Here is a 26,743-nt window from a genome sequence, read left to right on the forward strand (position 1 = left end):
GTCAGTGGAACCGGCGGCCCTCGTCGCGGCGGTACGCCGTCACGGCGAGGGCCGCGAACACCACCGTCCACGCCAGGATCACCACCAGCGCGAGCGGGTACGCGGGCGCACCGGTGACCGCCTGCACCGCCAGGTCACGGGCGGCCCGGGACGGCAGCACCTTGCTGAGGGCGTCGAGCCACGCGGGGAACGCCTCGGGCGGCAGGAACAGCCCGCCGGCGAACGCGAGCGGGAACAGGGTCGCCTGTACCACCGCGATCGCGGCCTTGGAGCTGAGCCGGTACCCGATAGCGAGCCCGAGCAGCAGGAACGGCACCGCCACCGCGGGCACCATGACGATCGCCGCGAGCGCCTGCGACGGCGTGACGGTCGCGGCGGTCGCGACGGCCCCGAGCAGCACCAGCGGGACCAGCGCGAGGTACGACCACAGGACGCCGTTGAGCACCCGGCCGACCAGGCGCGGCCCGGCACCGGCGGGCAGCGTGCGCAGGAACGGGTCGAACGGCAGGGCGCGGTCCTCGCTGACGCCGACGCCGAACGAGAACAGGCACGTCGACATCACGGCGAACACCCCGAGCTGCGCGATCGCGGCCGTGGAGTAGAGCGGGTCGTCGGCGACCGTGCGCTGGGGGATCACGAAGAACAGCAGCGCCAGCGACGGGAACAGCAGGTTGCCGATCACCGCGATGGGGATCCGGATCGTCTCCAGGAACTGGAACCGGGCGTGCACGACGGCGAGCGCCCAGAACGGCCGGGGTGTCAGGACGGTGCTCATCGGACGACCTTCTCGTCGGGGGACTCGTGGGACTCGTGGGTCAGGGCCAGGAAGGCCTCCTCCAGCGAGGCGCCGCGCAGCTCCAGGTCGTGGAACGGGACGTCCTCGACGACGAGCGCGCGGACCAGCCGGTCGGCGTCCGACGCCAGCACCGTCCACCGGCCGTCGGGACCCTGCTGCGCGCTCTGGGCGCCGGGCAGCCGCGCGAGGTCGACCCCCGCGCCCGCGGGCAGCGACAGGATCACGCGCCGCAGCGCCACCAGGCCGAGCACCGACGCGAGGCTGTCGTCGGCCAGCACGCGGCCCCCGCCGATCACCACCACCCGCTCGGCGAGCGCCTCGATCTCCTCGAGGTAGTGGCTGGTCAGCAGCACGGTCGCGCCGTCGGCGTGATAGTCGCGCAGCGCCTGCCAGAGGATGTGCCGCGCCTCGACGTCGAGCCCCGTGGTCGGCTCGTCCAGCAGCACCAGGCGCGGCCGGCCCACCAGCGCGAGGGCGACGGCCAGCCGCCGCTTCTGCCCGCCGGACAGCCCGCCCGTCTGCCGCGCGACCAGGTCCTCGAGCCCGAACCGGGCGAGCACCTCGCCCCGCGTCATGGGCGCCGGGTAGTGCTTCGCGACGAGGTCCACCACCTCACCGACCGTCAGCGTCGGCGGCAGGCCGGTCTCCTGCGGCGTGGTGCCCAGCCCGATCCGTGACGACGCCCGCCGCGGGTCGCCGCCGAACAGCCGGACCTCGCCCGAGTCCTGCGCGCGCAGCCCGCTGACCAGGCTGAGCAGCGTGGTCTTGCCGGCACCGTTCGGCCCGAGCAGCCCGACGAGCTCGCCCTCGCCGACCGTCAGCGACACGTCGTCCAGGGCGGTCACGGCCCCGAACGTGCGGGTCACCCCGACCAGCTCCACGACCGCGGTCACGACGCACCGTCCAGCAGTGCGCGCACCGACCGGGTGTACCGCTCGAACGCCGACCGCCCCGTGAGCGTGAGCTCCACGTAGGTGGCCGGCGTCCGGCCCTCGTGCGTCTTGGTGATCGTCACGTACTCCGCCTCCTCCAGTCGGCGCAGGTGGGTCGACAGGTTCCCTGCCGTCATGTCGAGCAGCTTCTGCAGGCGCGGGAACGCGATGCGGTCGTGCGCGCCCAGCGACGCCAGCGTCGCGACCACGCGCAGCCGCGCCTGCGCGTGGATGACCGGGTCCAGCTCGACGTCAGCCACGGGCCCGCGCCGCCTCGACCGCGCCCATCGCCAGCATGCCGCCGCCGCCCGCCAGCGCCATGACCAGGTACGACCCGGGCAGGCCCGCGAGCGCGGCCGACGCGCCGACCAGCGCGATCCAGCCGCCGAGCACGTACATGCCGGTGGCCCGCCAGAGGATCCCGCCGGCCAGGTACAGCAGGCCGACCACCAGCGCAGCGATCGCGTTGGCCGCCAGCGCGATGACCTCGCCCGACGCCCCGGCCTGCCCCAGGCCGCCGACGATCATGCTCTGCGCCACGAACCCGATCGCCCACGCCCAGCCGAACATCGCGCCCTGGCGCGCGCTGCCGCCGACGATCCCGCGCGTCCGGCGGGCGATGTGCACGATCGTCACCAGGAGCGCGAGCAGCCCGCCCCCGATCGCGACGACCGCCGCGGCCACCGAGGGCGTGCTGTCGTCGCGAGCCGTCCACCACATCGCGCCGTAGCCCACCAGCCACACGAGGCCCCAGATCCCGAAGAGCAGCGCGCTCGACGGGCGCACGTCCGCGGCCCGCGCCCGCTGCGCCTCGATGATCGCGAGCGCGTCCGCGAGCCCCGGCGCCGAGTCGGCGTCCGCGACCCGCGGCGCGGGGTCGGCGTCCGGCAGCGCGGGGTCCGGCTCGCCCGGACGTTCGGTGGTCATGTCGCTTCCTTCCGGTTTGCTCCACAAAGTAGTTTGTCGACGAGCCGACCACAAGCCCCTTCAGCGGGCGTCCAGGTGACGTCCAGGGTTCGGTCCTACGCTTCGCCTCATGACTGCGCCGACCCCCGACGACGCGAGCCCGCACGGTCCCGCGCGCGGCGACGTCGTCACCACGGACCCCACCGAGCCGTCCCCCGTGGCGCGGGCAGCGGGCGCTCCGCCGCCGAGCGAGCGGGCCTACCGGCGCCGGCTCACCACCGAGATCTGGATCGTGCTCGGCCTGTCGCTGGGCCGGTCCGGGCTGTACGCGGTGGTCAACATCATCGACCGGCTCACCGCCGGACCCCCCCTGGCCGACCAGTCGACCACCCTCAACCCGAGCCGGTCACCGCGCCCGTGGCTGGACCTCACCTACCAGCTGCTGCAGATCGGGTTCGCGCTGGTGCCGGTCGCGCTCGCGCTCTACCTGCTGTCGGCCAACGGGAGGTCGGCGGTCCGGCGCATCGGGCTCGACGTCACGCGGCCGTGGCGGGACCTCGGCGTCGGGGTCGGGCTCGCGGCACTCATCGGGATCCCCGGGCTCGGGCTGTACGCGGTCGCGCGGGCGCTCGGCCTGGCGGTCCAGGTGCAGGCGTCGGCCCTCAACGCGGCGTGGTGGACCATCCCCGTGCTGGTCCTCGCGGCGCTGCAGAACGCGCTGCTGGAGGAGGTCATCGTCGTCGGCTACCTCATGGAGCGGCTGCGCGAGCTCCGCTGGAGCGCGCCGGCGATCGTCGTGGCCAGCGCGCTGCTGCGCGGCAGCTACCACCTGTACCAGGGCTGGGGCGCGTTCGTGGGCAACGCGATCATGGGCCTGCTGTTCGCCGAGTACTACCGGCGCCGACGCCGGGTCATGCCGCTCGTCGTGGCGCACACGATCATGGACATGGTGGTGTTCGTCGGCTACGCGCTGGTGCCGGCCGCGTGGATCGCGGCGCTGGGCCTCAACTAGATCGTCGCCGACCCGGCGTCCAGCTGCTTGGCCAGCTGCTTCGTCGCGAAGCCGCTCACGATGAGCACGACGCCGCCGACGAACGCGAACAGGCCCAGCAGCACGACGATGATGCTCACCGACGTCTGCGGGTTCATGATCAGCAGCAGCCCGAACAGGAACGAGATCAGGCCGAACGTCAGCACCCAGTACCAGCCGATGTCCCGCGAGCGGTAGAGCACCACCGAGGCGATCACCGCGAGGATGCCGAGCACGAGGACCCAGAGGGCGATCAGGTAGAAGATCACCTGCGCCGTGGGGCCGGTCCAGACGACGGCGATGACGCCGAACGCGATGCCGACAAGGCCGGAGATCAGCCACCAGCCCGCGCCGGGCTCCTTGCGGTTGCCCAGCCACTGCCCGATGGCGATGACGCCGTCCAGGATGGCGAAGATCCCGAACACCCAGACGAGCGCCTTCACGGTGCCCAACGGCTGCACGAGCATGAACAGACCGAGGATCAGCAGCACCACACCACGCAGGACCGGCAGCCACCAGATGCGGCGGAGCGCGGTGGAGACCTCGGCGGTCAGGTCGTCGGACATCGGGGCCTCCACGACGAAGGGCGGTCGAGGGGGGACCCCCTCGAGCGTCACGCTAGTGGACGATCCGGACACAAGGCACGGACGCGCGCACAGCCGTCCGAGCAGGTCACGGCCGCCGTGACGAGACCGACAGCATCCCCGGCCCGCCGGTCCGGTCAGGTCCGGTCCGGCTGCCTAGACTCGCCCCTATGTCCGCGACACCCGCCAGTCGCGCGGCGGCTGGCGCCGCCGCGCCCGCGGACGACGTCGCGCCCGCGGAGCCGACGACGCCGACCCCGGTGGTCGAGGAGAAGGTCGTCGACATCGACGACGTCCCCACGGTCCGCGTGCACCACCCGAGCGACCTGCTGGGCACCGTGCTCTCCGCCCTCGGCATCGCCCTGGTGCTGGTGCTGGCGACCTACGCGCACAACACCACGACCGGCGTCGCGGAGGACGTGCAGGGGTTCGCCAGCCTGCTGCAGCGCATCCTGTTCGTGCCCGTCCGGGTGCTCGAGGGGTTCGTCATCCTCGCGGTCCCGCTCGCCGTGGTCACCGAGCTCGCGTTCCGCCGGCTCGGGCGCCAGATCTTGGACGGCCTCGGTGCGGGCCTCGCGGCGCTGCTGCTCAACGCGGTCGTGCTCTGGGCGATCGAGACGTTCGGCTCCGACGAGCTCGTGGTCGGCATGTCGATCCGGTCCGGCGGCGAGTGGGTGGTCACGCTGCCCGCCTACGTGGCCCTGCTGGTCGGCCTGCTCACCGTGGTGGGCCCCCGCGGCCGGCGCCGGACGGTCCAGTGGTCGTGGAACCTGCTCTGGGTGGCCATCGGCGTCCTGCTCATCACGGCCGGGGTCTCGCTGCCGGGCCTCGTCGTCTCGTTCCTGGTCGGGCGCGTCGCCGGGCTGGGCGTCCGGTACCTGTCCGGCGTGCAGTCGGAGCGCGCGTACGGCGCCACCCTGGTCGCCGGCGTGCGACGCGCGGGCTTCGAGCCGGTCCGGCTCAGCCGGGTGGCCGACGAGACGACCGGGGAGTCCCCGCTGGACGGCGACTCAGCAGCGCGCGCGCTCACCCGCTCGACCGACCACCGCGTGTACGAGCTGACCACGGACGACCACGTCGAGCTCGACCTCGTCGTCATCGACGGCGACCGGCAGGTGGTCGGCATGCTCTCGCGGCTGTGGCGGTCGCTGCGCATGCGCGGCATCGAGGGCCGCTCCGTGGTCTCGCTGCGCCAGGCGGCCGAGCGGTCCGCCCTGCTGGCCTACGCCGCCCGCGCGGCCGGCGTGCGCACGCCCAAGCTGCTGAGCATCGCGGAGGCCGACGACTCGATGCTGCTGGTGCAGGAGCGTCCGGGCCACGCGGTGCCCCTGGGCGACCTGGCCCCCGAGGCGCTGACCGACGAGGTGCTGCGCGAGATCTGGGCGCAGCTGCAGCTCGCGCACGACGCCGGCATCGCCCACCGGTCGCTGACCAGCGACGTGCTGCTGGTCGAGACGGTCGTCGGCCGCCCGGTCGTCTGGCTGACCAGCTGGGAGCAGGGCGACGTCGCGTCGTCGGAGCTGGCCCGCCGCATGGACGTCACGCAGCTGGTCGCGCTGCTCGCCCTGCGGGTCGGGGCGCGGCGCGCGCTCGAGTCCGCGGTCGCCGTGCTGCCCGACGCGCACATCGCCGAGATCGGCCCGCTGCTGCAGACGATCACCCTGCCGCGGCTGACCCGCAACGAGATGCGCGCCGACAAGAAGGTGCTCGCCGAGCTGCGGTCGGCCCTGGTCGACCGGCTGCCCGAGGCCGACGTCGAGCCGCAGCAGCTGGTCCGGTTCGGCGCGCGCACCGTGCTGACGATCGTGGTGCCGATCGTCGCCGTCGTCTTCGTCATCACCAGCATCAACGTCGAGGAGATCACCTCGGCGCTCGCCGCCGGCGACTGGCGCTGGACGGTGGTCGCCTTCGCGCTCGGACTCGCGACCCTCGTCGGCGCCGCGCTCGCGTTCGTCGCCTTCTCGCCGGTCAAGCTGCCGCTCTGGCGCGCGACCCTGGTGCAGACCGCGGCCACGTTCGTCGGGCTCGCGGCGCCGGCCGGCATCGGGCCCGCGGCGCTGAACCTGCGGATGCTGCAGAAGCGCGGGGTGTCGACGACTCTCTCCGCCGCGACGGTCGCGCTGGTCCAGGTGAGCCAGTTCGTGGTGACCCTCGGGCTGCTGCTGGTGCTCACCATCGTGTCCGGCGACACCGAGTCTCCGCTGCCCATCTCGCCGGTCGTCCTGCTCGTCATCGGCATCCTGGCGGCGCTGGTCGCCTCCGGTCTGCTGGTCCCCCGGGTGCGCCAGTGGGTGCTCGCCAAGACCATGCCGACGCTGCGCCAGACCTGGCCGCGCCTGATCGAGGTGCTCGGCCAGCCGTGGCGCCTCGCGCTGGCCATCGGCGGCAACCTGCTGATGACGCTGGGCTTCATCTTCGCGTTCGACGCCAGCCTCGCCGCGTTCGGGCAGGACGCCACGCTCATCCAGGTGGCGCTCGTCTACCTCGCGGGGAACACCGCCGGCGCCCTGGTGCCGACGCCCGGCGGCATGGGGACCATCGAGCTCGCGCTCGCCGGCACGCTCACCAGCATCACGGGGATCAACCCCGGTATCGCGACGTCGATCGCCGTGCTCTTCCGGGTCGCCACCTACTGGCTGCGCATCCCGATCGGCTGGGTGGCCATGCGGTACCTGCAGAAGACCGGCGAGCTCTAGGCACGCCTCCGGGCCGGCACCTGAGCGGCACCGGCCCGGAGTGTCGAGCTCAGGTCAGGCGAGCGCCTTGGCCTTGAGCTGGGCGAACTCGGCCTGGTCGATCGTCCCTGCATCCAGCAGCGCCTTGGCGTCGGCGATGTGCTCCGCCGGCGACTTGCCCGCCGCGACTTCCCGGATGTAGGAGTCGGTGTCCGACTTGGCCTGCTGTACCGCTGCCATCTGCCGTTCCGACATCCCCCGGCCGCGGGCGATCACGTAGATCAGCGCCGTCAAGAACGGCACCGCGATCAGCGCGATGATCCAGAGGGCCTTCCACCAGCCGCTGAGCTCGCGGTCGCGGAAGAGATCCCCGAGGATCTGGAAAAGGATGACGAGGTAGGCGAAGAACAAGAACCACCAGATCAGCAGCCAGAACCACTGCGCAAAGCTGTTCATGCGACCTTCTCTCGACAGCGGCCGACCCCGACTGGCAGGCCTGCTTCTTGGAGGCTAGCGGACAAACAGTGCGATCCGCAGCAAAACTCCGACGGCCGCGTCGCGCTGACCTGCAGCAACACAGAAGCCCCCCGGACCGCGTGGTCCGAGGGGCTCTGGCGTGCGTCGGTGTGGTTCTCAGGCCGCCGCGTGCTCGCGCTGCGCCGGCACCAGCTCGATCGCGCTGCGACGAGCCGCGAGCCCCGCCCACGCCTGAACGCGCGGGACCGGGAAAGCCGGGGTGAGGTTGGAGGTCTCGGACGGGTCGACTGAATATCCGCGCTGGTCCATGACACTGTCCTGTCTGTTCGGTAGCCCGGCTGACCCTGTAGGTCCCGTGGCTTTGCGTCCCCTCCTTGCGGAGGGTTTGCCGTTTTCGCTGACAAGTCAGACATTAGAGCAACATGAGAGGCCGTGGAAGCGTGTCAACGGCCCGAAAATCGGACATTCGTCCATTTCACCCGGTCGGCCGTATCTGGCGGGTCGCCCGGTGCTCCCGCGCCTGCTACCCGAACGTGAACGAGAACACCTGCACGCCGGGCGACACCGTGAGCTCGACGGTCCCCACCGCCGCCGACGAGCCGCCGACCAGCGGATACGCCTTCGGCGCGCCGCCGACCGTGAGGTCGACGCGGTCGACGACCGTGCCGTCCTCGTCGCGAACCGTCGCCGTGACCGTGCCCGAGCCGCCCATGACCGCCTGCACCACCTTCGCGTGGTACGTCAGGCGCAGGGCCGCGTCAGGGCCGGCCGTGGCGCCCTGGTAGTCGGTGGTCCAGGTCCCGCCGAACGCGACCGTGTCGGGTGCCTGCGTGCTGGGCAGGACGTACGACGCCTCCCCCTCCCGGTAGTCGCCGGCGACGTTGGTGCGCTTGCCCACCGAGAGGAACGTCTCGGGCGTCACGTCACCCTGCGGCGTGGTGTCGTCCACCTGCGTCCGCGCGGGGAGCGCGACGCCCGGGTCGGCAGTCGTGAGGAGCTTCCTGATCAGCGTCTCGGTCTGGGCGTAGCCGCCCTCCCCCTGGGAGACCTGGCGGATCCGGCCGTCGGCGTCGATCAGGTAGTGCGCCGGCCAGAAGCGGTTCCGGTACGCGGTCCACGTGGCGTACGAGTTGTCCTGCGCCACGGGGTACGTGATCCCCAGCCGCTGCGCCCCGTCCTGCACGTTCCGGGTCTCGCGCTCGAACGCGTACTCGGGCGTGTGCACGCCGATCACCACCAGGCCGTCGTCCCGGTAGGCCTCGTCCCACGCCGTGACGTGCGGGACCGAGCGCTGGCAGTTGATGCAGGAGTAGGCCCAGAAGTCGAGCAGCACGACCTTGCCCTTGAGGTCCGCGAGGTCGACCGGCGCGCCGTCGGGGGTGTTGAACCACGTGTCGATGCCGCGGATGGCCGGTGCCGGGCCGCAGTCCTCGAGCGTCGCCGAGTTGTTGGTGCAGTCCGCCAGCTGCCGGTTCTCGTCGGTGACCAGGCCGCCCAGGTCGAGCTGGCGCTGGACCGTCTCGTTGGCGGCGACCTTCGACTGCAGGGCGTCGGTGTAGCCCGGCAACGCCCGCTGGATGGCGTCCGTGAGGTTGAACGCCAGCGCGAGGGCCAGCGCGATCATCAGCGCGCCGCCCGCCGCCCGGATGCCGCGCTGGTGGGTGCGGAACGCGGCGATCCGCTCGGCGACCTTGCGGCCGGCGAGCGCGAGCACGAGCAGCGGGATCGCGGCGCCGAGCGCGAAGCTCACCGTGAGCACGACGGTGCTCAGGCCGACCGTCCCGGTGGCGCCGGCCACGGTGATGGCGGCGAGCACCGGTCCCGCGCACGGCACGTACACGGCGCCGAGCCCGAGGCCCAGCACGAAGCCGCCGCGGGCCGCGCCCGGCGCGCGCTTCGGGGTCAGCCGCTGGAACGGGCGCTCCAGCACCTCCTCGAACTTCGGCACCAGCAGCCCGACGCCCAGCAGCGCGAGGACCGCGATGCCCGCCCAGCGCAGCAGGTCCTGCGGCAGCCCGAGCAGGTTGAGCAGCACGGTCCCCACCAGCGTGACCAGCGTGAAGCTGGTGACCAGGCCGGCGATGACCAGGTACGGGCGGCGGGCGGAGGCCCGGTCGCGGGCCTTCGTCGCCGGCGTCGGCGCCTCCAGCGTCGCGACGCCGCCGCCGTCAGGTCTCCACGTCGTCGGACCCGACAGGAAGGACGGCTGGGCCATCGCTCCCACCGAGCCGGCGGCGCCCTTGGTGGTCGCTGCCACCTTGATGGCCGGCCGGGCCCCCTGCACGCCGCCCGCGAAGAACACGACGGGCAGCACGGGCAGGATGCACGGCGAGATGCCGGTGATGAGGCCACCGACGAGCCCGATGAGCGCGAGCGTGAGCAGGTCCATGGCGCAGGTTCGGGGCGGTGACCCCCATGGATGGGTCATGCGCGGGTCCGGGACTCGTCCGGAACTCGTCGGCGATCCCACCCATCCGGCCCCCCGACGGTCCCGAACCACCCGCGAGAGATGACCGGAACTGTCAAGGGAGAGTCACCATGCGCACCACGAACCGCACCCGCATCGCCGCCGTCCTGCTCGCCGGCGTGACCGGCCTCGCCCTCACGGCCTGCAGCTCGGGCTCGAACGACGACACGGCGGGCTCCGACTCGTCGGCCGCCATGGAGACGCCGATGCCGACCACGTCCGACATGGCCACGGACGACGCGATGACGGCCGACCCGGCCTCCGACCTCGTCGGGCCCGGCTGTGCCGACTACGCCGCCGCGGTCCCGGACGGCCCCGGCTCGGTCACCGGCATGTCGACCGACCCGGTCGCCGTGGCCGCGTCGAACAACCCGCTGCTCACCACGCTCGTCGCGGCGGTCTCCGGCAAGCTGAACCCCGACGTCAACCTGGTCGACACCCTGGACGGCAGCGAGTTCACGGTCTTCGCGCCCGTCGACGACGCCTTCGCCAAGATCGACCCCGCCACCATCGAGGCCCTCAAGACCGACTCGGCCACGCTGTCGTCGATCCTCACGTACCACGTGGTGCCCGGGCAGCTGTCGCCCGACATGATCGACGGCACGCAGACCACCGTCCAGGGCGGCACCGTCGAGGTCACCGGCTCCGGCGACGACCTCATGGTCAACGGCGCCAAGGTGATCTGCGGCGGCGTCCACACGGCCAACGCGACCGTCTACCTCATCGACACGGTGCTCATGCCGACGATGTGACGACCCGGCGGCCCGGTCGCTCCGGCGGCCGGTCCGTCTGCGCTCGCGGCCACCCCTGACGGCCGCCGAGGCGCGGAGCCCCCTCGCAGGGTACGGCGAGGGGGCTCCGCTGCGTCCGGGGGCGGCGGGCTCGCCAGGTCACGACGAGGTCGTCCGCTCGCGACGAGATCGTGAGTTCGCGACGAGATCGTGAGTTCGCGACGAGGTCGTGACTTGCAACTGACGACTTCGTCGCCAACTCACGACCTCGCGGACCCGCGGGTCGACCGGGCGATCGGAGTGGCCGCGGCGCACGGCGGTCGAGGGCGACTCGGGGCCACCGGGCGCGGCGCGGACTCGACAAGGCTCGGCGCGGCGTGGACCCGCCCGGGGCCACCGGGCGCGGCGCGGACTCGACAAGGCTCGGCGCGGCGTGGACCCGCCCCGGCCCCCTGACGCGGCGGTGACTTGCCTGCGCCGCCCCGGGTCAGGCGGCGGAGAGGACGACCACCGGCGTGGTGGTCGGCTGCTGCGAGCCGCCGGCCGGTTCGACGGTGACCGCGAGCGCCGCGCCGGCCGAGAAGTCCTCGGTGAGCTGGCGGACGGACCCGGAGCTGTCGGCGAGGACACCGGCGGAGGCTGCCTGGTCGCCGGTCACCACCCAGAGCTGGTAGACGCGGTCGTCGCCGGGGTCGGGCAGGCCGGACGCGCTGAACAGGGCGGCGTCGTCGGTGAGGATCGCGGTCGCGACGCCGCCGCCGGTCACGTCCCCGTGCACGACGACCGCCGACGGGTCCGTGAGCAGGTCCGCCAGCGCCTGCTGCTGCTGCTCGGCCTGGTGCGCGCGCTGGGCCTGCTGGAGGGCCAGCGCGGTGGGCACGGCGGCGCCGATGACGACGGCCGCGGCGACGGCGAGCCAGCGCGTGCGCGCCGGTCGTCGGCGGTCGGCCAGGTGCACCACCGGCGAGGACGTCCCGGCGGCGGGCACCGCCGCGGCCGGGGCGTCGTCGAGGGTGCCCACCTGTGGGGTGCCGGAGATCGCCGCGAGGACCGACGCGCGCAGGGCGGCCGGGGGGTCGCCGGCGACGGCGTCGCCGAGCGCGGCCGCGACGGCGGACAGCTGCGCGAGCTCGGCGGCGGCCTCCGGGTCGCTCGCCACGAGGCGCTCGACCGCGGCGCGCTCGTCGGGGTCGACGGCGTCCAGCGTGTACGCGCCCAGGAGGGAGCGGGCGTCGTCGTCGGGGAACGAGGTGCTCATGCGGTCACCCCCAAGCAGTCGCGCAGGCGGATCAGGCCGTCCCGGATCCGCGTCTTGACGGTGGGCAGGGGCGCGGCGAGCTCGTCGGCCACCTCACGGTAGGTCCGGCCGCCGTAGTACGCGAGGACCACCGCCTGCTTTTGCGTAGGCGTCAGGGTGCCCAGGCAGTCGCGGACGCGGACCTGCTCGAGAGCCGACTCGACCTCGTCGGCGACCACGTCGAACTCGCGCTCGGCGCTCTGGTCCAGCACGCGCTGGTCGCGATCGCGCTGGGCCTGCACGGCGCGGACGCGGTCGATCGCGCGTCGGTGCGCCAGCGTCAGGGTCCAGGTGCGGGCGGAGCCGCGGCCGGCGTCGAACCGGGCGGCGGTGCGCCAGACCTCGACCCACACCTCCTGCGCCACCTCGGCGGCGTGGTCCGGATCCCGCAGGACGCCGAGGCAGGTGCCGAAGACGCCGCGGCCGAGCAGGTCGTAGAGGGTCGCGAAGGCGGAGTCGTCGCCGCCCGCGACCTCGCTGAGCAGGGCCTCGGCGGATCGGGGCGCGTCGGCCTCTCCCGCTCCTCGCTCCACGCGGGCCAGTGTGCCCCACCGCGTGGGCGCGCGCCGGTCGACGGCGCGCCGCGCCGGGGGCATCGACAGCAGTACCTGGGACATCGGATCCGTCATCCGTCGGGAAGGGGGACGGACAGGGTTCGGTGCCGACGCCCTGCCGGATGGCTCAGCCGGCCGCGCCGTCGTCGTCCGCCAGCCGGAACACCAGCTGCGTCTCCCACCGCGTCATGTCCGGCTCGACGCGCGGGTCCGACAGCTGCAGCTCGAGCCGGCAGCCCCAGGCGTCGCCCAGCGGGGTGTCCCACCGGTCGAACCGCAGCCCCTCGGCCTCGGCCCAGGCGAGCAGGTCGGCAGTGACCTGCACGAGCTCGTCCGGCGGCCCCACGTGGCTGGTCACCACGTAGCGGCCGGCGGGCAGCACCCCGGGGACGACCTCGCCGTCGGCCCCCTGGACCTCCTCCGCCAGCGGCATCCCGGCCTCGACCACCATGCTGCGGTCCCGGTCGATGACGTCGTACCGGAAGAACGGAGGGCCGGCCGGCGTGAGGCTGTGCTCGGCGAGCCAGGCGAACAGCTCGGCGAACCGGTCCGCGACCAGCGCGAAGGTGGCCGGTGTGACCGTCCGGCTGATGCCCACGTAGGGCACCGCCGGGCGGTCGACCAGCACGGGGACCAGGGTTGTCGCACGCATCGGACCAGCCTCCTGGCCCGAGGCTACGACCGCCGGCCCGGTGCTGCAGGTCAGGAGTGCAGGGCGAGCGCGGCGGTCCGCTGGGCGTCGCGACGCCGCTCGTCGGCCCGGCGCTCGACGCGCTCCCAGTGCTCGGCGACGACCACGGGTGCGGGGGTCCGGCGGGGGCGCGGGGTGCGGAGCGCCAGCCGGGGGACAGGGATGCGCACGGTGCGCACGTCGTACGTCAGCGCGACCATGTCACGCCTCCTCGGGGGCGGCGGGTCCGGTGGGACCCGGGGTGGGATCGACGTGGAGATCGGGGTGGCTCGTGGCGAACCACCGCATGAGGCGGGCGCCGGCCGGGCGCGCGGCGGCGTCCCGGGACCGGTCGACATAGGGCTGCAGGAGGGCGCCGATCGCCCGGAGCAGCTCGTCCGTCTCGTCGGGCGTGGCCCAGTAGGTGTCCTTGGTCATCGAGGCGGGCAGCGGGGTGCCGGCCAGCTCGTCGGACCGGTCGGCCCGCTCGCGCAGGAAGCCGATGAAGCTCTGGGCCTCCTGCTGGACCGTCACCTCGGCGAGCTCGACGACCGCGCGGACCGAGCCGGGCACGGACTCGTCGGGCACGAACTGGGTGCGGTCGGCGCTCGGCCGCCAGGGGCGCTCGCGGCCGCGCTGCTCGGCGGGCTCGATGAACCCGTAGCGCGCCAGCAGCCGCAGGTGGAACGAGCAGTTGGCCACCGACTCGCCGGTGTGCTTGGCGCACTGGGTGGCCGTGGCCTCGCCGACGTCGTCGAGGAACTCGAGCAGCGCGAGCCGCAGCGGGTGGGCCAGGGCGCGGATGCGCTCCGGGTCGCTGCGAAGGGTTCGGTCGTCGGTGCTCATGCAACCACCGTAGAACTCGCAACAGTCATTGCGCAAGAGTTATTGCGAAAGAGATGTTGCGGTCGAGTGCACAGCAAGGGCCCCCACCGTCATGGTGGGGGCCCTCACCGGTCTTGCCGAGCAGGTCGGATCGCGTGAGCTCAGCTCACTTGAACGCGTCCTTGATGTTCTCGCCAGCCTGCTTCACGTTCGCGCTGGCCTGATCCGCCTTGCCCTCTGCTTCGAGACGCTCGTCGTCGGAAACCTTGCCGGCCGCTTCCTTGACCTTGCCCTTGGCTTCCTCGGCAGCGTTGCCGATCTTGTCGTCGAGACCCATCAGAATCACTCCTCTCGGGTTGGCAACTCCTCGACGTTATGACGCGTCGGCCGGGTCCGCATCCGGAGCCGCCGCAGCCCGCAGGGCGCCCAGCACCTGCTCCCAGAGCCCCGTCGCGTGGTCGACCTCGTCCTGCGAGCCGTTGCCGTCCTGCTCGAGCGTCACGGTGGTCGAGCCGTCGCGCTCCACCAGCGTGAAGGTCAGGTGGTGGTAGTTCTCGGGGACGTCGGGCTGCCCGCTGAGCGGCGAGTAGTGCGTGTAGCGCAGCAGCCGCGGGGGGTCGACCTCGACGATCTCGCCGTGGTCCTGGAAGGGCTTGCCGTCCCACACGCCGTCGAACGTGATGGGATCGCCGACGACGTACGTGCTGGTCACGCGCGCGCCGACCATCCACGTGGCGGTCGGGTCGACCAGCACACCCCAGACGTCGGCGGCGGGTGACGGGATCTCGACCGTGGCGCGGGCCACGAGGTTCTCAGACATGAGCGCCTCCTGCGACGCGGTAGAGGTCGGTGAGCGTGAAGATCTCCGACCCGTGGTGGATGATCTCGCGGTTGATGTGCGCCACGAGGTGGGCGAACGGCGACTGCTGGTCGATCTCGGTGGCCTGGCTGAGGCCGACGGTGAAGATGTCGTCGTCGGACATGCTCGCGATGCCGGCCCGCCACAGGTCGGCCGCCCGGGTCAGCCCGTCGACCGCCGGCCCGACCTCGCCCGAGTACACGAGGTCCGGCCGACGCGCCCGGTGGTCGCCGAACGTCCAGTCGTACCGCTCCGTCAGCACCTCGGTCAGGTGGGCGACCAGCCAGGCGACGGTCCGCGGCCCCGGGTGGTCGGGCCCGTCGGGCCACTCCACCACCCACTCGCCCGACCCGAAGGCCCGCGGCGCGGTCGACTCCGTCCTGCGGCGCACGCTCAGGGCCCCCGGTGCGGGCTCCCAGAGGAACTCGTCCTGCGTGACGGTCTCGAGCCGACGCCCGAGCTCCCACCACGAGAACTCGAGCTGGCCCCGCACCACGGCGCGGGGCGTCGGGACGCTCAGGATCGACCAGTCGAACTCGTCCATGCGGACCTCCGCGGGTGGGGAACGGGATCGTCCCGACCGTAGCGAGGACGTCCCACACCCGCCCGGTCAGGCGGCGGGGCGCTCCGCCTCGGGCGTCTCCTCGCGCAGGCGCGGCTCGGTCCGGCGGTACGGCGCGAACCCGGCCTTGTCGGCGTAGAAGGCGCGGACGCGGTCCATGTCGGCGGCCACGTCGCCGGTCAGCCGCAGGGTCGGGCCGAGACCGGTCGTCATGGTGGTGCGGTCGACGTAGCCGAGCGTCACCGGCAGGTCGGTCGCGCGCGCGATCCGGTAGAAGCCCGACTTCCAGCCGGCGCCGCTGCGGGTGCCCTCCGGGGTCACGACGAGGTAGAACCGGTCACCGCCCTGGATGCGGGCGACGAGCTCGTCGACGAGGCCGGCGGGGTCGCGGCGGTCGACGGGGATGCCGCCGAGCGCGCGCATGACCGGCCCGGCCGGACCCCGGAACAGCTGCTGCTTGCCCAGCCAGCGGACGGACAGGTCCGCCTCGCCCGCGATGGCGAGCATGAGGATGAAGTCCCAGTTCGACGTGTGCGGGGCGCCGATGAGCAGGCCGGCCCCGTCGGCGGGCACACGCTCCGTCTGCAGGTTCCAACGGCTCAGGCGCCAGTAGGCGCGGGCCAGGGTGCGTCGGAGGCTCACCTCTGGACGGTACCCGACCCGCAAGGTCAGGCGTCGCGGCGCAGGAGCAGCAGCGTGCAGTCGTCGATCGAGGCGAGGTCGCGGCTCTCGCGCAGCACCTGGTCGAGGTCGACCGCCCGGTCCGGGTGCTCAGTGCGGTCGACCAGCCGCTCCAGCCGGCGCAACCCGTCGCGCAGAGACGTCTGGCGCGAGTCGACCACGCCGTCGCTGTAGAGCACGAGGGCGGCGCCGGGCTCCAGCTGCAGGGTGCTCGTCGGCGCCGCACCCGACCCCACCCCGAGCGGCCGGGCGACGGGGAGGTCCAGCAGCACGGCGGCCCCGTCGGTCCGCAGGTGCAGCGGGCGCGGGTGACCGGCGGCGGAGAGGGTCACCTCGCCGGTCGCGAGGTCCGCGATCGCCACCACCACGGTCGCCATCTCGTCCGGCATGGTCCACCGGACGACGTGGTCGAGCGCGGCCAGGGTCACCGCCGGCGAGTCGCCGCGCAGCAGGTACGCGCGCAGCGCGTTGCGGATCTGGCCCATGGCGGCCGCGGCGGACAGCCCGTGACCGGCCACGTCGCCCACGACGACGGCCAGCCGCCCGTCCGGCAGCACCAGGGCGTCGTACCAGTCGCCGCCCACCCGGCCGCCCGCGGCGGGCGCGTAGCGCGCGTCGACCGACCAGCCGTCGGGGTCCGGCAGCGACGCGGGCAGCAGGCTGCGCTGCACCGTCTCGGCCGCCCGGACCTGCAGCCGGCTGCGCTCGATCAGCACCTCGAGCAGCTGGCCGCGGAGCTCCTCGGCCGAGCGCACCTCCCGGTCCGTCCACGGCTCGCTCTGCCCGCGCACGGTCTCGCGCCAGAGCGCGAACGACTTGCGGGGGCTGAGGCGGACGCCGTCGCCCTCGCGCCGGGCGATCGCCTTGTTGTGCGGGTCGCCGCCCCAGTCGACGTTGTGCACGGCCTCGTGCCGCAGCCACACGAGCGCCTGGCCGTCCGGCAGGCGCAGCGCGAGCAGCCCGGCCACGTCCGGGAGCACCGCCGCCAACACCGGCTCCTCGGACGCCAGCGCACCGCGCACGATCACGTCGGCCGTCTGCTCCGCCACCCAGGCCAGCAGCGCGGTGGGGTCGTCGGGGACCTGCCCGACCGAGTCCACCACGCCGTCGGACGACACCACCGCCCCCTGCGCCGGCACCAGGTCCAGGAGGGCCGGACCGGTCACCAGGGCGGTGGCCAGCGCGCGGTCCTCGTTGCGGCTGGCCACGAGCAGCCGGGCCTGCGTCTGCGCGGCACGGATCCGGTCCTCGAGCTCGTCCTCCTCCACCCGCGCGACCAGGCGCAGCGACAGGGTCGACCCGAGGAACTCGGCCGCGGCCCGCACGCCGTACGGGGGCTCGTGCGGGCCCGAGTAGTGGTGGCACGCGACGAGTCCCCACAGCCGACCGTCGCGCAGCAGCGAGATCGACATCGAGGCCGCGACGCCCATGTTGCCCAGGTACTCGAGGTGGATCGGGGACACGCTGCGCAGGATCGAGTGCGTGAGGTCGAGCGGCAGGCCGGACCGCTCGTCGAGCCCGGGGACCAGACGCGACGGCGTGTAGTGCACGTCCGAGATGAGCCGGACCCAGTTCTTCTCGTACAGGGCCCTGGCCTGCGGCGGGATGTCGGTCGACGGGTAGTGCAGCCCGAGGAACGGGTTGAGGTCGCTGCGCATGGCCTCCGCGACGACCTCGCCGTTGTACTCGGCGTCGAAGCGGTAGATCATCACGCGGTCGAACCCGGTCAGCGCCCGCACCTCGCGCGCGGTGATGTCGTACAGCTGCGCCAGCTCGTGCGTGTGGTTGAGCTGCTCGACCGCGCCGCGCACCGCCTGGTACGTGTTCGGGAACGAGAACGGCCGGGGGCCCGACGCCAGCTCCAGCTCGACGATCAGCAGCGTGTCGTCGCCGGTGGCGATGCGGTGCAGCACCGCGTCGAGCTCGAGGTCGCCGTCCGGCGTGGCCGCCGTGACGAGGATCGGGTTGCGCGCGCGCAGGTTGCCCCAGGTCCGCACGTGCTGCTCGAGGACGTCGGCGCCCTGGGGCCCCAGCACGTCGGCGAGCGTGCGGCCGAGCACCTGGTCGACCGCGTGCCCGAGCACGGCGCCGACGTTGTCCGACGTGTGCCGCACGACGAGGTCCGGCTCCGTCACGGCGAGCAGGACGCCCCGCGGCTGGATGCTGCCCGGGACGTGGATGGGCTCGCGGGCGCAGTTGTCCAGGTCGACCGGCTCGTCGTGGGCCAGGAACGTCGACCCGTCCGTCTCGGCCATGCCACCTCCGCCCCGCCCGCACCGCGCGGGATCCGCCCAGACTCGCACGGGAGGGGGCGGTGTGGGTGCTCCGCCCGGGATCAGCGGCGCGCGGCGACCCTCGGCGGCACGGCCGCGGCGGCCCGGGAGCGTCGCACGAGCTCCGCCGGGACGCGCGCCGCGCGCGACCGCGACGGCATGAACCGCAGGAAGAACCCGATCCGCAGGAGCCACGCGACCCACCCGGTGAGCGGCAGCCCGTACAGGTCCGCGACGCCCCGGCCGACGCCGAACGAGGCCGCCTGGCCCAGCCCGAGGTAGCGGAAGCGCCGGCCCGGACGGCCCGTCAGGGCGCGGGCCACGTTGCGGCCGACGTGGTCGCCGGCCTTGATCGCCCACAGCGCGTTGGCCGTGACCGGCACGCCCGTGCGCGGGTGCGCGACCGACGCCGCGTCGCCGGCGGACCAGACGTCGGGCGCCACGAGCAGCTCGCGCGTGGTCACCAGGCGACCGCCCCGGTCGCGCGGGAGCGTCTCCAGGCCCGGCAGGGCGACCGGTCGCTGACCCGTCGTCGCCAGGACCACGCGCGTGCCGACGACCGAGCCGTCCGAGAGCGTCACGGACGTGTCGTCGGCCGCGACCACCCGCAGCCCGGTGCGGACGTCGACGCCGAGGCGCGCGAGCTCGGCCACGCAGCGGGCAGCCAGCCGCGGCTGCTCGTCGTGCAGGGCGGGCACCACGCGGTCGCCCGACTGGACCAGCACGACGTCCGCGGTGCGGGCCGCGAGCGCCGCTGCCAGCTCGACCCCCGCGAGCCCGCCGCCGACGACCACCACGGGCCCGTCCACCACGCGCACGTGCTGCAGCAGCTCGGACAGGTCGCCCGGGCCGCGCAGGGTGAGCGCCTCCCCGGCCAGCCCGTCGAGCGGCTCCCGGCCGCCGGTGCCGACCACCAGCGCGTCGTAGGCGAGGCGGTCCTCGACGCCGTCGCTCGACGTGAACTCGACGTGCCGCGTCGCCAGGTCGACGCGGGTGACCCGTGCGTGGACCACGCGGGCGCGCGGCATGGCCTCGGTCAGCGGCGTCTGGGTCAGCTCCAGCGGCAGCAGGCCCGCCACCACCTCGCCGGTGAACCCGTGGAAGCTGTGCACGGTGTCGGCGCTGAGCACGACGATCTCGACGTCGCCGCGGTGCAGCTCTCCGCGCAGGCGCCGCACCATGGCGCCGTACGCGTGCAGGGTGACGTACCCGCCGCCGAGCAGGACGACGCGCCTCATCGGACCGCCGCCGGGAGCTCGAGCGGTCGCCCGAAGCTGGTGGGTGCCGCGGCCGCGAAGCCGTGCTGCGCGAACCGCTGTGCCAGGCCGCGCACGTGCTCGACGTGGTCGAGCGTGGGCACGCCGGTCGAGAAGTGCCCCCGGTGGCCGGCCAGGCCGAGCAGGAAGGTCTCCGCGAAGCACGCGTACGCCAGGCCGCGCGGCAGCCCGATCTGACCGCCGCGCAGGTCCATGCCCGGAACGGCGACGACCCCGCCGTCCACCACCGTCACGTCCGGCCGGGCCACCGCGAGGTCCGGCGAGGTGTTGCGGGGCTGGGTGGCGTCCAGCACCAGGGCGCCCGGGGCCAGGTGCTCGGCGCCCAGCAGCGCGTCGCTGGACGCCGTCAGGAGCACCACGGCGTCGCAGCCGCGCACGTCGTGGATGTCCGTCGACGTGGTCGTCGGCACGCGTCCGCCCACCTCCGCGGCGAGCGCCTCGAGCCGCGCGGTCCCGCGGGCCACCAGCAGCAGCGAGTCCACCGACCCCGCGCGGGCGAGCAGCCGGACCAGCGTGGTGCCCACCGACCCGGTCGCGCCGACCACCGCCACGCGGCGCTCGGGCGCGCCCGCCAGCAGGTCGAGCAGCTGGTCCTCGACGATCGCCGCCGTGTACGCGTTCCCGTTGGTGACGCCGATGTCGGTCCGCCCGCGCAGCGTCGCGCCGCCGGCCGTGACGGTCGCCGTGAGCGCCCCGAGCCCGACGACCCCCGCGCCCAGGCGCGCGGCGAGGTCGATCGCCCGGCTCACCCGCGCGCGGCCCTCGTGGGGCTCGGACAGGAGGTGCCGGGCGCCGAACGGCACGAGCACCACGTGCCCGACCGGCGCCTCGTCCAGCGTCACGCGCGACATCGCGTACGGCGGGAGGGGGAGCCGGCGGACCGCCGCGTCGACCAGGCCCTCGGGCACGCGGCCGAGCGGACGCCACACGCGCGCCAGGTCCTCGGCGATCCGGGCGCGCGGGTGGACCAGGAAGGCGAAGGGTGCGGCGGTGCTCATCGGTGGCTCCCCTGGGGCCGCGCGGCATCGCGGCCGCGTCGTCGAGGTGGGTCTGTGCCCCGAAGGGGCGCGCGCGCACCCCGGTGATACCGCCGGCGCCGGGTGAGGTGGTCGCAGGAGGAGCCAAGCAAGCGAATGTGTCGGGCAGATGGCGCGCGGGTGGGTTCACCCGCAGGTTCACACTTCCGTGGTCCAGGAGTGCTGAGGGTCGTAGCCGAGCAGGCGACGCGCCTTGTCGATGGACAGCAGCGTCTCGCGACCCTCGATCGGCCGCTGCACGGGGACGTCGGGGAAGTACTGCGCCACCAGGTCCGCCGATGGCGTCTGCAGCACGGTGTCGGGCGACGCGATGATGAACGCCTCGAACCCGGTGAGGTCGCTCTCCAGCGCCAGCCGGACGGCCAGGGCCCCGTCGCGGGCGTCGATGTAGCCCCAGAGGTTCCAGATCCGGCTGCGCGGGTCGTCCGCGAACGACGGGAACGCGGCGTAGTCGGCGACGTCCATGACGTTGGAGAACCGCAGGCCGATCAGCTTGAGCTCGGGGTCCCACCGCGTGAAGTGCCGGGCCATCTCCTCCTCGACCGCCTTGCCCAGGGAGTAGGTGCTCTCGGGGCGCACCGCGTACTCCTCGTCCACCGGCACGTACGGCGGGGGCGTCTCGAACGGCAGGCCGAGCACCGTCTCGCTCGACGCCCACACGACGTTCTTGATGCCGGCCCGCCGCGCGGCGCTGAACACGTGGTGGGTGGCGACGACGTTGTTGGCGAACGTGGCCCCGCTGGGGCGCAGGCCCGGCGCCGGGATCGCGGCGAGGTGCACCACCGCGTCCACGCCGTCGTACCGGTCGTCGATGCCGGTCAGCGCCTCGGTCACCTGGCCCAGGTCGGTCAGGTCGACGCGGCTGAACACCGCCCGCTGACCGGCCGGCGGCAGGGCCGTGTCGACGTTGACCACGTCGTACCCGTGCTCCGCCAGGTGCTCCACGACCGCACGACCGAGCTTCCCGCTCCCACCAGTGACCACCACGTGACTCATGTGGCGACGCTATCCCGCCCCGGGCCTCAGTCGGCGTCCAGCCAGGCGTGCGGCGGCGGGAGCAGCGCCTCCAGCGCCGGCCAGAGGGCGTCCGGGAGCGGCTCGGAGGCCAGGTCGAGGGTGCGCGCGACACGCCCGGGCCGGCTCATGCCGACGATCGTCGACGCGATCCGGGGGTCGCGCAGGGAGAACTGCAGCGCGGCGGTGCCGAGGTCGGTGTGGAAGTCCGCGCACACCGCGCGCATCGCCTCGACCGCAGCCAGGGTCTCGGGCGGCGCCGGGCGGTAGCCGTAGGTCGTCGGCCCCCCGGACTGGAACGCGAGGATGCCGCCGCCGTACACCGCCGCGTTGAGGATGCCCATCCCCTGCCGCTCCGCCTCGTCCAGCAGCGCGCCGGCGCTCCGGTCCACCAGGGTCCAGCGGTTGTGTACCAGCAGGACGTCGAACACGCCCAGGTCGAGGTACTTCGCGATCTCCTGCACGCGGCCGCCGGCCAGCCCGATCGCCCCGACTTCGCCCTGCTCGCGCAGCTGCACCAACGCCTCGACCGGACCGCCTGGGGCGGACATCTCCGCGAAGTCGAACGACTCGGGGTCGTGCAGGTGCACCAGCGGCAGGTGGTCGATGCCGAGCCGCTCGCGGCTCTCGGCGACGGACGCGCGCACCCGGTCGGCGGAGTAGTCGCGGCCCGAGGGGTCGACCTTGGTCGCGATGACGACGCCCTCGGGAACCCCGCCGGCCTCCTTCAGCGCCGCGCCGATGCGTCGCTCGCTCTCGCCGTCCGAGTAGCCGTTGGAGGTGTCGATGAACCGGATCGGGCTGTCGAGCGCGGCGAGCACGGTGGCGACGCCCTCGTCGGCGGCGACGTCACGGCCGTACAGCGCGGGCATGCCGCCGAGCGGGCTGCCGCCGAGACAGACCGCCGAGACGCGCAGGCCGGTGGGGCCGAGGTCGCGGAGCCATGCGGACTTGCCGGGTGCGTAGTCGGGCTGCTTCATGCCGCCATCCCATCACGGAGCCGCCCGAGATGTCGGGCTGTTCGCTAGCGTCAGCCTCGTAGCGGTTCGAGCCGAGGAGCGCGCATGAGTTCTGCCGAGGTCGTCGACAAGCCGTCCCCCCTCCAGCGGGTGCTGGACGGGATCGAGCGGGTGGGCAACAAGGTGCCCCACCCGGTGATCATCTTCCTGATCCTCATCGCGTTCATCATGGTGCTCTCGGCGATCTTCCAAGCCGCCGGCAGCACCGTCACGTTCGAGCAGGCGCAGATCGGGGCCGCGGAGCCCGTCACCGTCACGGTCGCGGCGCAGAGCCTCCTCGACGCCGACGGGCTGCGGTTCGTGTTCACCTCGCCGGTGGCCAACTTCAACAACTTCGGCGTGGTCGGCGTCATCGTCGTCGCCATGATCGGCGTGGGCATGGCCGAGGAGGTCGGCCTGATCGCCTCGTTCATCAAGCGGCTGGTCAAGGTCACCCCGCCGCGCGCCATCACGTTCATCATCGTGCTGCTGGGCGTCCTGTCCTCCATCGCGACCGACGCCGGCTACCTCGTCCTCATCCCGCTGGCCGCCGCCGTGTTCCTCTCGCTCGGCAGGCACCCGCTGGCCGGCCTCGCCGCCGCGTTCGCCGGCGTCGGCGGCGGGTTCGCGGTGAACATGCTGATCACGCCGGTCGACGGGATGCTGGCGGAGATCACCAACGAGGCGATCGCCGACCCCGCGCAGCACGTCTCGATCACCGGCAACCTGTACTTCGGCATCGTCTCGACGCTGCTGGTCACCGTGGTGGTCACGTTCCTCACGGAGAAGTTCGTCGAGCCGCGGCTGGGTACCTACCACCCGTCGCAGGGGCCGGAGACGGCCGACGAGGCGCCGTCGGGCGAGCTCAGCGACGCCGAGAAGAACGGCCTGCGCTGGGCGTTCTGGGGCTTCCTCGGCACCACGGTCGTCGTGCTCGCCCTGTCGCTCCCGCCGAACGCCCTGCTGCGCAACCCCGAGACCGGCAGCCTGATCGAGGACTCCCCGCTGCTGAACTCGATCATCTTCCTGATCCTCGTGTACTTCTTCGTGATGGGGCTCTGCTACGGGCGGGGCGCCGGCACGGTCAAGGGCTCGATGGACGTCATCAACCCCATGGTGAAGACCATCTCGGGGCTCTCCGGGCTGATCTTCCTGCTGCTCGTGATCAGCCAGTTCATCGCGTACTTCAACTACTCGAACCTGGGCACCATCGCCGCGGTGAACATGGCCGACGCCCTCGAGGCCGCCAACCTCAGCACCGTCTGGCTCATCCTCGGGCTCATCGCCATGACCGCCGTGATCGACATCTTCATCGGCGGCGTGGTGCCCAAGTGGGCCATCTTCGCGCCCGTGTTCGTGCCGCTGTTCATCCAGCTCGGCATCTCCCCGGACCTGGCCATGGCTGCCTACCGCGTCGGCGACTCCCCCGTGAACGTGGCCACGCCGCTCATGCCGTACTTCGCGCTGATCGTGATCTTCGCCGAGCGCTACCGCAAGAAGGTCGGCGTGGGGTCGGTCATCTCGCTGATGCTCCCGTACACCGTGGTGCTGCTCATCACCTGGAGCGCGCTGCTGGTGGTCTGGTACCTGCTGGGCATCCCGCTCGGGCCGGGCGCGTCGATCTACCTGAACTAGCCGTCCTCGACGTCAGCGGCTGTCCCGCTTCGCCTGACGACGAGCGCCCTGGGCCTGCGACGAGGCGTCGCGCTTCACCCCGCCGGTGGTCTTGCCGCGAGGGACGTCCTGCGACGTGCCCGACACGGAATGCCGGGCGGGGGCGCTCGCCGGGCCGGACGAGCCGGCGCGGGCGGCTGCCAGGCGCTCGGCCTTCAGCTCCGCGGCGGCCTTGCGGGCGACGACGTCGACGCGCTTGCTCACGCGCGCGAGCGCCTCCTCGAAGACCTCGGCCTTGTCGGCGTTGCGACGGTTCTGCGGGCGGGCCTTGCCGCGCCCACCGACGTCCGCCACGCGGGCGGCGGCCTGGCGGCGGTACAGCTTGGTGTACTTGGTCCGCGCTCGCCGGACCCGCGTGTGCAGCTCGAGCAGGGCGTCCTCGTCCAGCCCGTCCATGCTCTCGGGTTCGGTCTCGCGGACCAGGAGGAGCTCGTCCTCCCGCAGAGATCCGAGCAACGCGGACATGGCGTCTCCCCTCGTCGGGCCCTTCCTCGCACGGTATCTCCGTGGCATCGGGGGCGCGAGGTCACGCCGCCCGGTACCGCCAGCGCCACCACCCCAGCGTCACCAGCCCGAGCGCGAGCGTCCCGAAGATCGTCACCACGCGCCAGACCAGCAGCCCGGCCACGATCCGGCTCGTACAGCACGCCCGCCGCGGTGACCCACGCGCCGAGCAGGAGGGCGTCGAGCACCCCGAACCCGAACAGCGGCAGCAGGGTCAGCGGGTACACCAGCAGGAAGCCGCCGACGATGTCCACCACCGACAGCGCCCCGGCGTCGACCCCGGTGAACCGCAGGGCCAGCAGCAGGATCAGCGCGTCGGCCAGCACCATGGCGACCAGCGCCAGCATCGAGGTGGCCAACCCGGTGCGCAGCGAGTCGGCGGACCGCGCGCGGATCTCGACCAGGGCGTCGGCCCACGCGGCCGGGTCGACGGACGGCCGGAACCGTCGCACGACGCGGCCCGCGGTCCGCCCGAGCCAGATCGCCAGGTGGTCGCCGCGCACGAGCAGCAGCAGCGACCCGAGCATCACGGCCGCGACGAGCCCGCACAGCAGCGCGACCACCCACTGCCGCCGCTCGACGCCCTGGGACGCGACGAGCAGGAGGCCGAGCACCGGCGCGAGGAACCGGACCGCGTAGAACTTGACGGTGTTGAGCGTGACGCCCGCCATGCCCATCACGGGGTCGAGCCCCCAGGACCGGAACATCGCGACGCGCAGGACGATGTCGGCGGGCGGCGGCGCGGCCGTCGCGACGAGGTTGGCGGTGAGGTCGTTCGCCATCGAGCGCCCCACCCCGAGGCCCAGCACGTAGCGGCGCAGCGGGACGGCGTTGCACAGCTGGCGCAGCAGGAGCGCCGCGAGCAGCGGGAGCGCCATCCACCAGGTCAGGTGCCCGAACGCGTCGAGCACCGCGGCCCAGTCCACGGCCCCGACCAGCGCCGTGCCCACCTGCCAGGCGAAGAACCCGATGACGAGCATGACGACGGGCTTCACCGCCCGCCTCAGCAGGGACGGGCGCTCGGCCACCTCGGTCGTCATCGGGCCAGCTCCGGGTCCGTGGTGAGCTCGACGTTGGCCCACAGCTCGTACCCCAGCGGGTCCAGGTGCCCGATGAGCGCCCGTCGGACGCGGTCCTCGCCGGTCACGTCCCACTCCCCGGGCGGCACCACGAAGTCGACCTCCACGTAGAGCCGGCTGCCCAGCTTGGTCGAGCGGACGAACGGCTCGTCGAGCCCGAACTCGGCTCGCACCGACGCGACGGCGTCGTCGAGCGTGCTCTGCACGGCCGGGGGCGGCGCCGCCTCCAGCAGCTCGAGACCGGCGCCCCGCAGCAGCCGCAGGGGGATCGGCAGCAGCACCGCGCAGGCGACCAGCACGAGCACCGGGTCGACGTACCTGACCAGGTCGTCGACCGACGCGAGCGCGACGGCCAGGCCCGCACCGACGGCGAACACCAGGCTGAGCAGCGCGCCCGCCCGCCACTGGGCCACCTCGGCGGCCACGAGCTCGGACGACGGGGCGCGGTGGGTCAGCCAGCGGCTCAGCCCGTAGCTGCAGGCCATCGTGAGGAGCCCGTACGCCACCACCGTGCCGGGCGCGACGTCGGACCCACCGGCCGCGATGATCGCGACGGCATCGGCTGCCGCGTAGACCAGGGTGCCCAGCAGCGCCACGCCCTGGACCGCGATGGCCAGGGGCGTGACGGCCGCCTTGCCGAACGGGAACCGCGCGGTCGGCCGCTCCGCCGCGGCGCGCGACGCCATGAGCGACAGGGCGGAGAGCACGATGCCGAGCAGGATGAACGCGCCGTCGAACAGCAGCACGCGCGACTGCGCCGCGATGCCCCACACCACGGCGAGCGTGCCGAGGACGACGGCCCCGGCGATCGACTCGCCGAGCGCGCGCCGCTCGGTCACGG

The 26,743-nt window shown here is 73.4% G+C and carries 29 protein-coding genes and 1 riboswitch; of the genes, 4 read left to right on the top strand and 25 right to left on the bottom strand.

All coding sequences use genetic code 11. The features are described from left to right. Position 1 precedes the first annotated feature (1 nt). The 4 genes from AB5970_RS00140 to AB5970_RS00155 are packed head-to-tail and all read right to left on the bottom strand — an operon-like array spanning position 2 to position 2,655. Positions 2–775: an ABC transporter permease gene (locus tag AB5970_RS00140; RefSeq protein WP_370501867.1), complete on the bottom strand. Its 774-nt coding sequence runs from the start codon at positions 773–775 to the stop codon at positions 2–4. Continuing rightward, positions 772–1,689: an ABC transporter ATP-binding protein gene (locus AB5970_RS00145; RefSeq protein WP_370501868.1), complete on the bottom strand. Its 918-nt coding sequence runs from the start codon at positions 1,687–1,689 to the stop codon at positions 772–774. The genes AB5970_RS00140 and AB5970_RS00145 overlap by 4 nt, the downstream gene beginning before the upstream one ends. Continuing rightward, the gene (locus AB5970_RS00150) at positions 1,686–1,988 is read right to left on the bottom strand and encodes a transcriptional regulator (protein WP_370501869.1); all 303 of its coding nucleotides are present in this window, start codon (positions 1,986–1,988) and stop codon (positions 1,686–1,688) included. Before AB5970_RS00150 ends, AB5970_RS00145 begins: the two co-directional genes overlap by 4 nt. After that, on the bottom strand, positions 1,981–2,655 hold the full coding sequence (locus AB5970_RS00155) for a hypothetical protein (RefSeq protein ID WP_370501870.1): 675 nt from the start codon (positions 2,653–2,655) through the stop codon (positions 1,981–1,983). The genes AB5970_RS00150 and AB5970_RS00155 overlap by 8 nt, the downstream gene beginning before the upstream one ends. Positions 2,656–2,764: 109 nt before the next feature. Here AB5970_RS00155 and AB5970_RS00160 point away from each other — a divergent pair, with 109 nt between their 5' ends. Then, positions 2,765–3,646, top strand: coding sequence for a CPBP family intramembrane glutamic endopeptidase (locus tag AB5970_RS00160; RefSeq protein ID WP_370501871.1), 882 nt, complete (start codon positions 2,765–2,767; stop codon positions 3,644–3,646). Here AB5970_RS00160 and AB5970_RS00165 read toward each other — a convergent pair. Further along, on the bottom strand, positions 3,643–4,230 hold the full coding sequence (locus AB5970_RS00165) for an HdeD family acid-resistance protein (RefSeq protein ID WP_370501872.1): 588 nt from the start codon (positions 4,228–4,230) through the stop codon (positions 3,643–3,645). The genes AB5970_RS00160 and AB5970_RS00165 overlap by 4 nt on opposite strands. Positions 4,231–4,418: 188 nt before the next feature. Here AB5970_RS00165 and AB5970_RS00170 point away from each other — a divergent pair, with 188 nt between their 5' ends. Beyond that, positions 4,419–6,944 carry a flippase-like domain-containing protein gene (locus AB5970_RS00170; protein WP_370501873.1) on the top strand — a complete coding sequence of 842 codons (2,526 nt, stop codon included), beginning with the start codon at positions 4,419–4,421 and terminating at the stop codon, positions 6,942–6,944. A 54-nt stretch (positions 6,945–6,998) separates the two neighbouring features. On the opposite strand, the gene AB5970_RS00175 is transcribed toward AB5970_RS00170, so the two are convergent. The 3 genes from AB5970_RS00175 to AB5970_RS00185 all read right to left on the bottom strand — a co-directional run bounded on the left by AB5970_RS00175 (position 6,999) and on the right by AB5970_RS00185 (position 9,789). Further along, the gene (locus AB5970_RS00175) at positions 6,999–7,379 is read right to left on the bottom strand and encodes an SHOCT domain-containing protein (RefSeq protein WP_370501874.1); all 381 of its coding nucleotides are present in this window, start codon (positions 7,377–7,379) and stop codon (positions 6,999–7,001) included. Between the two features lie 177 nt (positions 7,380–7,556). Next, complete coding sequence (locus AB5970_RS00180) at positions 7,557–7,709, bottom strand: hypothetical protein (RefSeq protein WP_370501875.1); 153 nt, start codon at positions 7,707–7,709, stop codon at positions 7,557–7,559. A gap of 16 nt (positions 7,710–7,725) precedes the next feature. After that, a riboswitch (cyclic di-GMP riboswitch) is annotated at positions 7,726–7,800 on the bottom strand. A 123-nt stretch (positions 7,801–7,923) separates the two neighbouring features. Further along, positions 7,924–9,789 (bottom strand): cytochrome c biogenesis protein DipZ, encoded by a 1,866-nt coding sequence (locus AB5970_RS00185; protein WP_370501876.1) that lies wholly within the window; start codon positions 9,787–9,789, stop codon positions 7,924–7,926. A 149-nt stretch (positions 9,790–9,938) separates the two neighbouring features. Here AB5970_RS00185 and AB5970_RS00190 point away from each other — a divergent pair, with 149 nt between their 5' ends. Then, positions 9,939–10,619 carry a fasciclin domain-containing protein gene (locus AB5970_RS00190; protein ID WP_370501877.1) on the top strand — a complete coding sequence of 227 codons (681 nt, stop codon included), beginning with the start codon at positions 9,939–9,941 and terminating at the stop codon, positions 10,617–10,619. A 466-nt stretch (positions 10,620–11,085) separates the two neighbouring features. On the opposite strand, the gene AB5970_RS00195 is transcribed toward AB5970_RS00190, so the two are convergent. The 14 genes from AB5970_RS00195 to AB5970_RS00260 form a co-directional block, all read right to left on the bottom strand. Then, complete coding sequence (locus AB5970_RS00195; protein WP_370501878.1) at positions 11,086–11,856, bottom strand: anti-sigma factor; 771 nt, start codon at positions 11,854–11,856, stop codon at positions 11,086–11,088. Continuing rightward, a complete protein-coding gene (sigK, locus tag AB5970_RS00200) occupies positions 11,853–12,428 on the bottom strand; it encodes an ECF RNA polymerase sigma factor SigK (RefSeq protein ID WP_370501879.1) in 576 nt (191 codons plus the stop codon). The genes AB5970_RS00195 and sigK overlap by 4 nt, the downstream gene beginning before the upstream one ends. Before the next feature lie 148 nt (positions 12,429–12,576). Continuing rightward, entirely contained in the window at positions 12,577–13,101 is a 525-nt protein-coding gene (locus AB5970_RS00205; RefSeq protein ID WP_370501880.1) for a GyrI-like domain-containing protein, read from the bottom strand. Between the two features lie 50 nt (positions 13,102–13,151). Continuing rightward, complete coding sequence (locus AB5970_RS00210) at positions 13,152–13,340, bottom strand: hypothetical protein (RefSeq protein WP_370501881.1); 189 nt, start codon at positions 13,338–13,340, stop codon at positions 13,152–13,154. Position 13,341: 1 nt separating this feature from the next. Beyond that, entirely contained in the window at positions 13,342–13,965 is a 624-nt protein-coding gene (locus AB5970_RS00215; protein ID WP_370501882.1) for an ArsR/SmtB family transcription factor, read from the bottom strand. Between the two features lie 145 nt (positions 13,966–14,110). Beyond that, positions 14,111–14,281 carry a CsbD family protein gene (locus AB5970_RS00220; RefSeq protein WP_370501883.1) on the bottom strand — a complete coding sequence of 57 codons (171 nt, stop codon included), beginning with the start codon at positions 14,279–14,281 and terminating at the stop codon, positions 14,111–14,113. 36 nt (positions 14,282–14,317) lie between these two features. Continuing rightward, positions 14,318–14,764, bottom strand: coding sequence for an SRPBCC family protein (locus AB5970_RS00225; RefSeq protein WP_370501884.1), 447 nt, complete (start codon positions 14,762–14,764; stop codon positions 14,318–14,320). Next, positions 14,757–15,347 (bottom strand): DinB family protein, encoded by a 591-nt coding sequence (locus AB5970_RS00230; protein ID WP_370501885.1) that lies wholly within the window; start codon positions 15,345–15,347, stop codon positions 14,757–14,759. The genes AB5970_RS00225 and AB5970_RS00230 overlap by 8 nt, the downstream gene beginning before the upstream one ends. A 66-nt stretch (positions 15,348–15,413) precedes the next feature. Next, a complete protein-coding gene (locus AB5970_RS00235; RefSeq protein ID WP_370501886.1) occupies positions 15,414–16,007 on the bottom strand; it encodes a 1-acyl-sn-glycerol-3-phosphate acyltransferase in 594 nt (197 codons plus the stop codon). 26 nt (positions 16,008–16,033) lie between these two features. Beyond that, positions 16,034–18,301: a SpoIIE family protein phosphatase gene (locus AB5970_RS00240; RefSeq protein WP_370501887.1), complete on the bottom strand. Its 2,268-nt coding sequence runs from the start codon at positions 18,299–18,301 to the stop codon at positions 16,034–16,036. Between the two features lie 80 nt (positions 18,302–18,381). Further along, positions 18,382–19,557: an NAD(P)/FAD-dependent oxidoreductase gene (locus tag AB5970_RS00245; RefSeq protein WP_370501888.1), complete on the bottom strand. Its 1,176-nt coding sequence runs from the start codon at positions 19,555–19,557 to the stop codon at positions 18,382–18,384. Next, positions 19,554–20,594 carry a semialdehyde dehydrogenase gene (locus AB5970_RS00250; RefSeq protein ID WP_370501889.1) on the bottom strand — a complete coding sequence of 347 codons (1,041 nt, stop codon included), beginning with the start codon at positions 20,592–20,594 and terminating at the stop codon, positions 19,554–19,556. Before AB5970_RS00250 ends, AB5970_RS00245 begins: the two co-directional genes overlap by 4 nt. A gap of 177 nt (positions 20,595–20,771) precedes the next feature. Further along, a complete protein-coding gene (locus AB5970_RS00255) occupies positions 20,772–21,629 on the bottom strand; it encodes an NAD-dependent epimerase/dehydratase family protein (protein WP_370501890.1) in 858 nt (285 codons plus the stop codon). A gap of 26 nt (positions 21,630–21,655) precedes the next feature. After that, positions 21,656–22,627 (bottom strand): aldo/keto reductase, encoded by a 972-nt coding sequence (locus AB5970_RS00260; RefSeq protein ID WP_370501891.1) that lies wholly within the window; start codon positions 22,625–22,627, stop codon positions 21,656–21,658. An 84-nt stretch (positions 22,628–22,711) separates the two neighbouring features. Between AB5970_RS00260 and AB5970_RS00265 the strand changes: the two genes are divergently transcribed. Beyond that, complete coding sequence (locus tag AB5970_RS00265) at positions 22,712–24,280, top strand: AbgT family transporter (RefSeq protein ID WP_370501892.1); 1,569 nt, start codon at positions 22,712–22,714, stop codon at positions 24,278–24,280. Between the two features lie 12 nt (positions 24,281–24,292). On the opposite strand, the gene AB5970_RS00270 is transcribed toward AB5970_RS00265, so the two are convergent. Genes AB5970_RS00270 through AB5970_RS00280 form a run of 3 tightly spaced genes read right to left on the bottom strand, consistent with a single transcriptional unit; the run spans position 24,293 to position 26,741 of the window. Next, on the bottom strand, positions 24,293–24,523 hold the full coding sequence (locus AB5970_RS00270; protein ID WP_370501893.1) for a hypothetical protein: 231 nt from the start codon (positions 24,521–24,523) through the stop codon (positions 24,293–24,295). Continuing rightward, positions 24,520–25,863, bottom strand: a complete 1,344-nt coding sequence (locus AB5970_RS00275; RefSeq protein ID WP_370501894.1) for a hypothetical protein — start codon at positions 25,861–25,863, stop codon at positions 24,520–24,522. The genes AB5970_RS00270 and AB5970_RS00275 overlap by 4 nt, the downstream gene beginning before the upstream one ends. Further along, on the bottom strand, positions 25,860–26,741 hold the full coding sequence (locus AB5970_RS00280; protein ID WP_370501895.1) for a cation transporter: 882 nt from the start codon (positions 26,739–26,741) through the stop codon (positions 25,860–25,862). The genes AB5970_RS00275 and AB5970_RS00280 overlap by 4 nt, the downstream gene beginning before the upstream one ends. Between the last annotated feature and the right edge of the window lie 2 nt (positions 26,742–26,743).

The sequence above is a fragment of the Cellulomonas sp. ICMP 17802 genome, assembly GCF_041295535.1.
Lineage (GTDB): Bacteria > Actinomycetota > Actinomycetes > Actinomycetales > Cellulomonadaceae > Cellulomonas.

Excerpts from the sequence above, each read along its gene's own strand:
- AB5970_RS00220 (WP_370501883.1), bottom strand. The coding sequence starts at position 14,281 with ATGGGTCTCGACGACAAGATCGGCAACGCTGCCGAGGAAGCCAAGGGC.
- AB5970_RS00265 (WP_370501892.1), top strand. The coding sequence starts at position 22,712 with ATGAGTTCTGCCGAGGTCGTCGACAAGCCGTCCCCCCTCCAGCGGGTG.
- AB5970_RS00195 (WP_370501878.1), bottom strand. The coding sequence starts at position 11,856 with ATGAGCACCTCGTTCCCCGACGACGACGCCCGCTCCCTCCTGGGCGCG.
- AB5970_RS00275 (WP_370501894.1), bottom strand. The coding sequence starts at position 25,863 with ATGACGACCGAGGTGGCCGAGCGCCCGTCCCTGCTGAGGCGGGCGGTG.
- AB5970_RS00185 (WP_370501876.1), bottom strand. The coding sequence starts at position 9,789 with ATGGACCTGCTCACGCTCGCGCTCATCGGGCTCGTCGGTGGCCTCATC.
- AB5970_RS00205 (WP_370501880.1), bottom strand. The coding sequence starts at position 13,101 with ATGCGTGCGACAACCCTGGTCCCCGTGCTGGTCGACCGCCCGGCGGTG.
- AB5970_RS00170 (WP_370501873.1), top strand. The coding sequence starts at position 4,419 with ATGTCCGCGACACCCGCCAGTCGCGCGGCGGCTGGCGCCGCCGCGCCC.
- AB5970_RS00250 (WP_370501889.1), bottom strand. The coding sequence starts at position 20,594 with ATGAGCACCGCCGCACCCTTCGCCTTCCTGGTCCACCCGCGCGCCCGG.
- AB5970_RS00225 (WP_370501884.1), bottom strand. The coding sequence starts at position 14,764 with ATGTCTGAGAACCTCGTGGCCCGCGCCACGGTCGAGATCCCGTCACCC.
- AB5970_RS00180 (WP_370501875.1), bottom strand. The coding sequence starts at position 7,709 with ATGGACCAGCGCGGATATTCAGTCGACCCGTCCGAGACCTCCAACCTC.
- AB5970_RS00155 (WP_370501870.1), bottom strand. The coding sequence starts at position 2,655 with ATGACCACCGAACGTCCGGGCGAGCCGGACCCCGCGCTGCCGGACGCC.
- AB5970_RS00260 (WP_370501891.1), bottom strand. The coding sequence starts at position 22,627 with ATGAAGCAGCCCGACTACGCACCCGGCAAGTCCGCATGGCTCCGCGAC.
- AB5970_RS00160 (WP_370501871.1), top strand. The coding sequence starts at position 2,765 with ATGACTGCGCCGACCCCCGACGACGCGAGCCCGCACGGTCCCGCGCGC.
- AB5970_RS00215 (WP_370501882.1), bottom strand. The coding sequence starts at position 13,965 with ATGAGCACCGACGACCGAACCCTTCGCAGCGACCCGGAGCGCATCCGC.
- AB5970_RS00140 (WP_370501867.1), bottom strand. The coding sequence starts at position 775 with ATGAGCACCGTCCTGACACCCCGGCCGTTCTGGGCGCTCGCCGTCGTG.
- AB5970_RS00255 (WP_370501890.1), bottom strand. The coding sequence starts at position 21,629 with ATGAGTCACGTGGTGGTCACTGGTGGGAGCGGGAAGCTCGGTCGTGCG.
- AB5970_RS00190 (WP_370501877.1), top strand. The coding sequence starts at position 9,939 with ATGCGCACCACGAACCGCACCCGCATCGCCGCCGTCCTGCTCGCCGGC.
- AB5970_RS00240 (WP_370501887.1), bottom strand. The coding sequence starts at position 18,301 with ATGGCCGAGACGGACGGGTCGACGTTCCTGGCCCACGACGAGCCGGTC.
- AB5970_RS00230 (WP_370501885.1), bottom strand. The coding sequence starts at position 15,347 with ATGGACGAGTTCGACTGGTCGATCCTGAGCGTCCCGACGCCCCGCGCC.
- AB5970_RS00245 (WP_370501888.1), bottom strand. The coding sequence starts at position 19,557 with ATGAGGCGCGTCGTCCTGCTCGGCGGCGGGTACGTCACCCTGCACGCG.
- AB5970_RS00165 (WP_370501872.1), bottom strand. The coding sequence starts at position 4,230 with ATGTCCGACGACCTGACCGCCGAGGTCTCCACCGCGCTCCGCCGCATC.
- AB5970_RS00210 (WP_370501881.1), bottom strand. The coding sequence starts at position 13,340 with ATGGTCGCGCTGACGTACGACGTGCGCACCGTGCGCATCCCTGTCCCC.
- AB5970_RS00175 (WP_370501874.1), bottom strand. The coding sequence starts at position 7,379 with ATGAACAGCTTTGCGCAGTGGTTCTGGCTGCTGATCTGGTGGTTCTTG.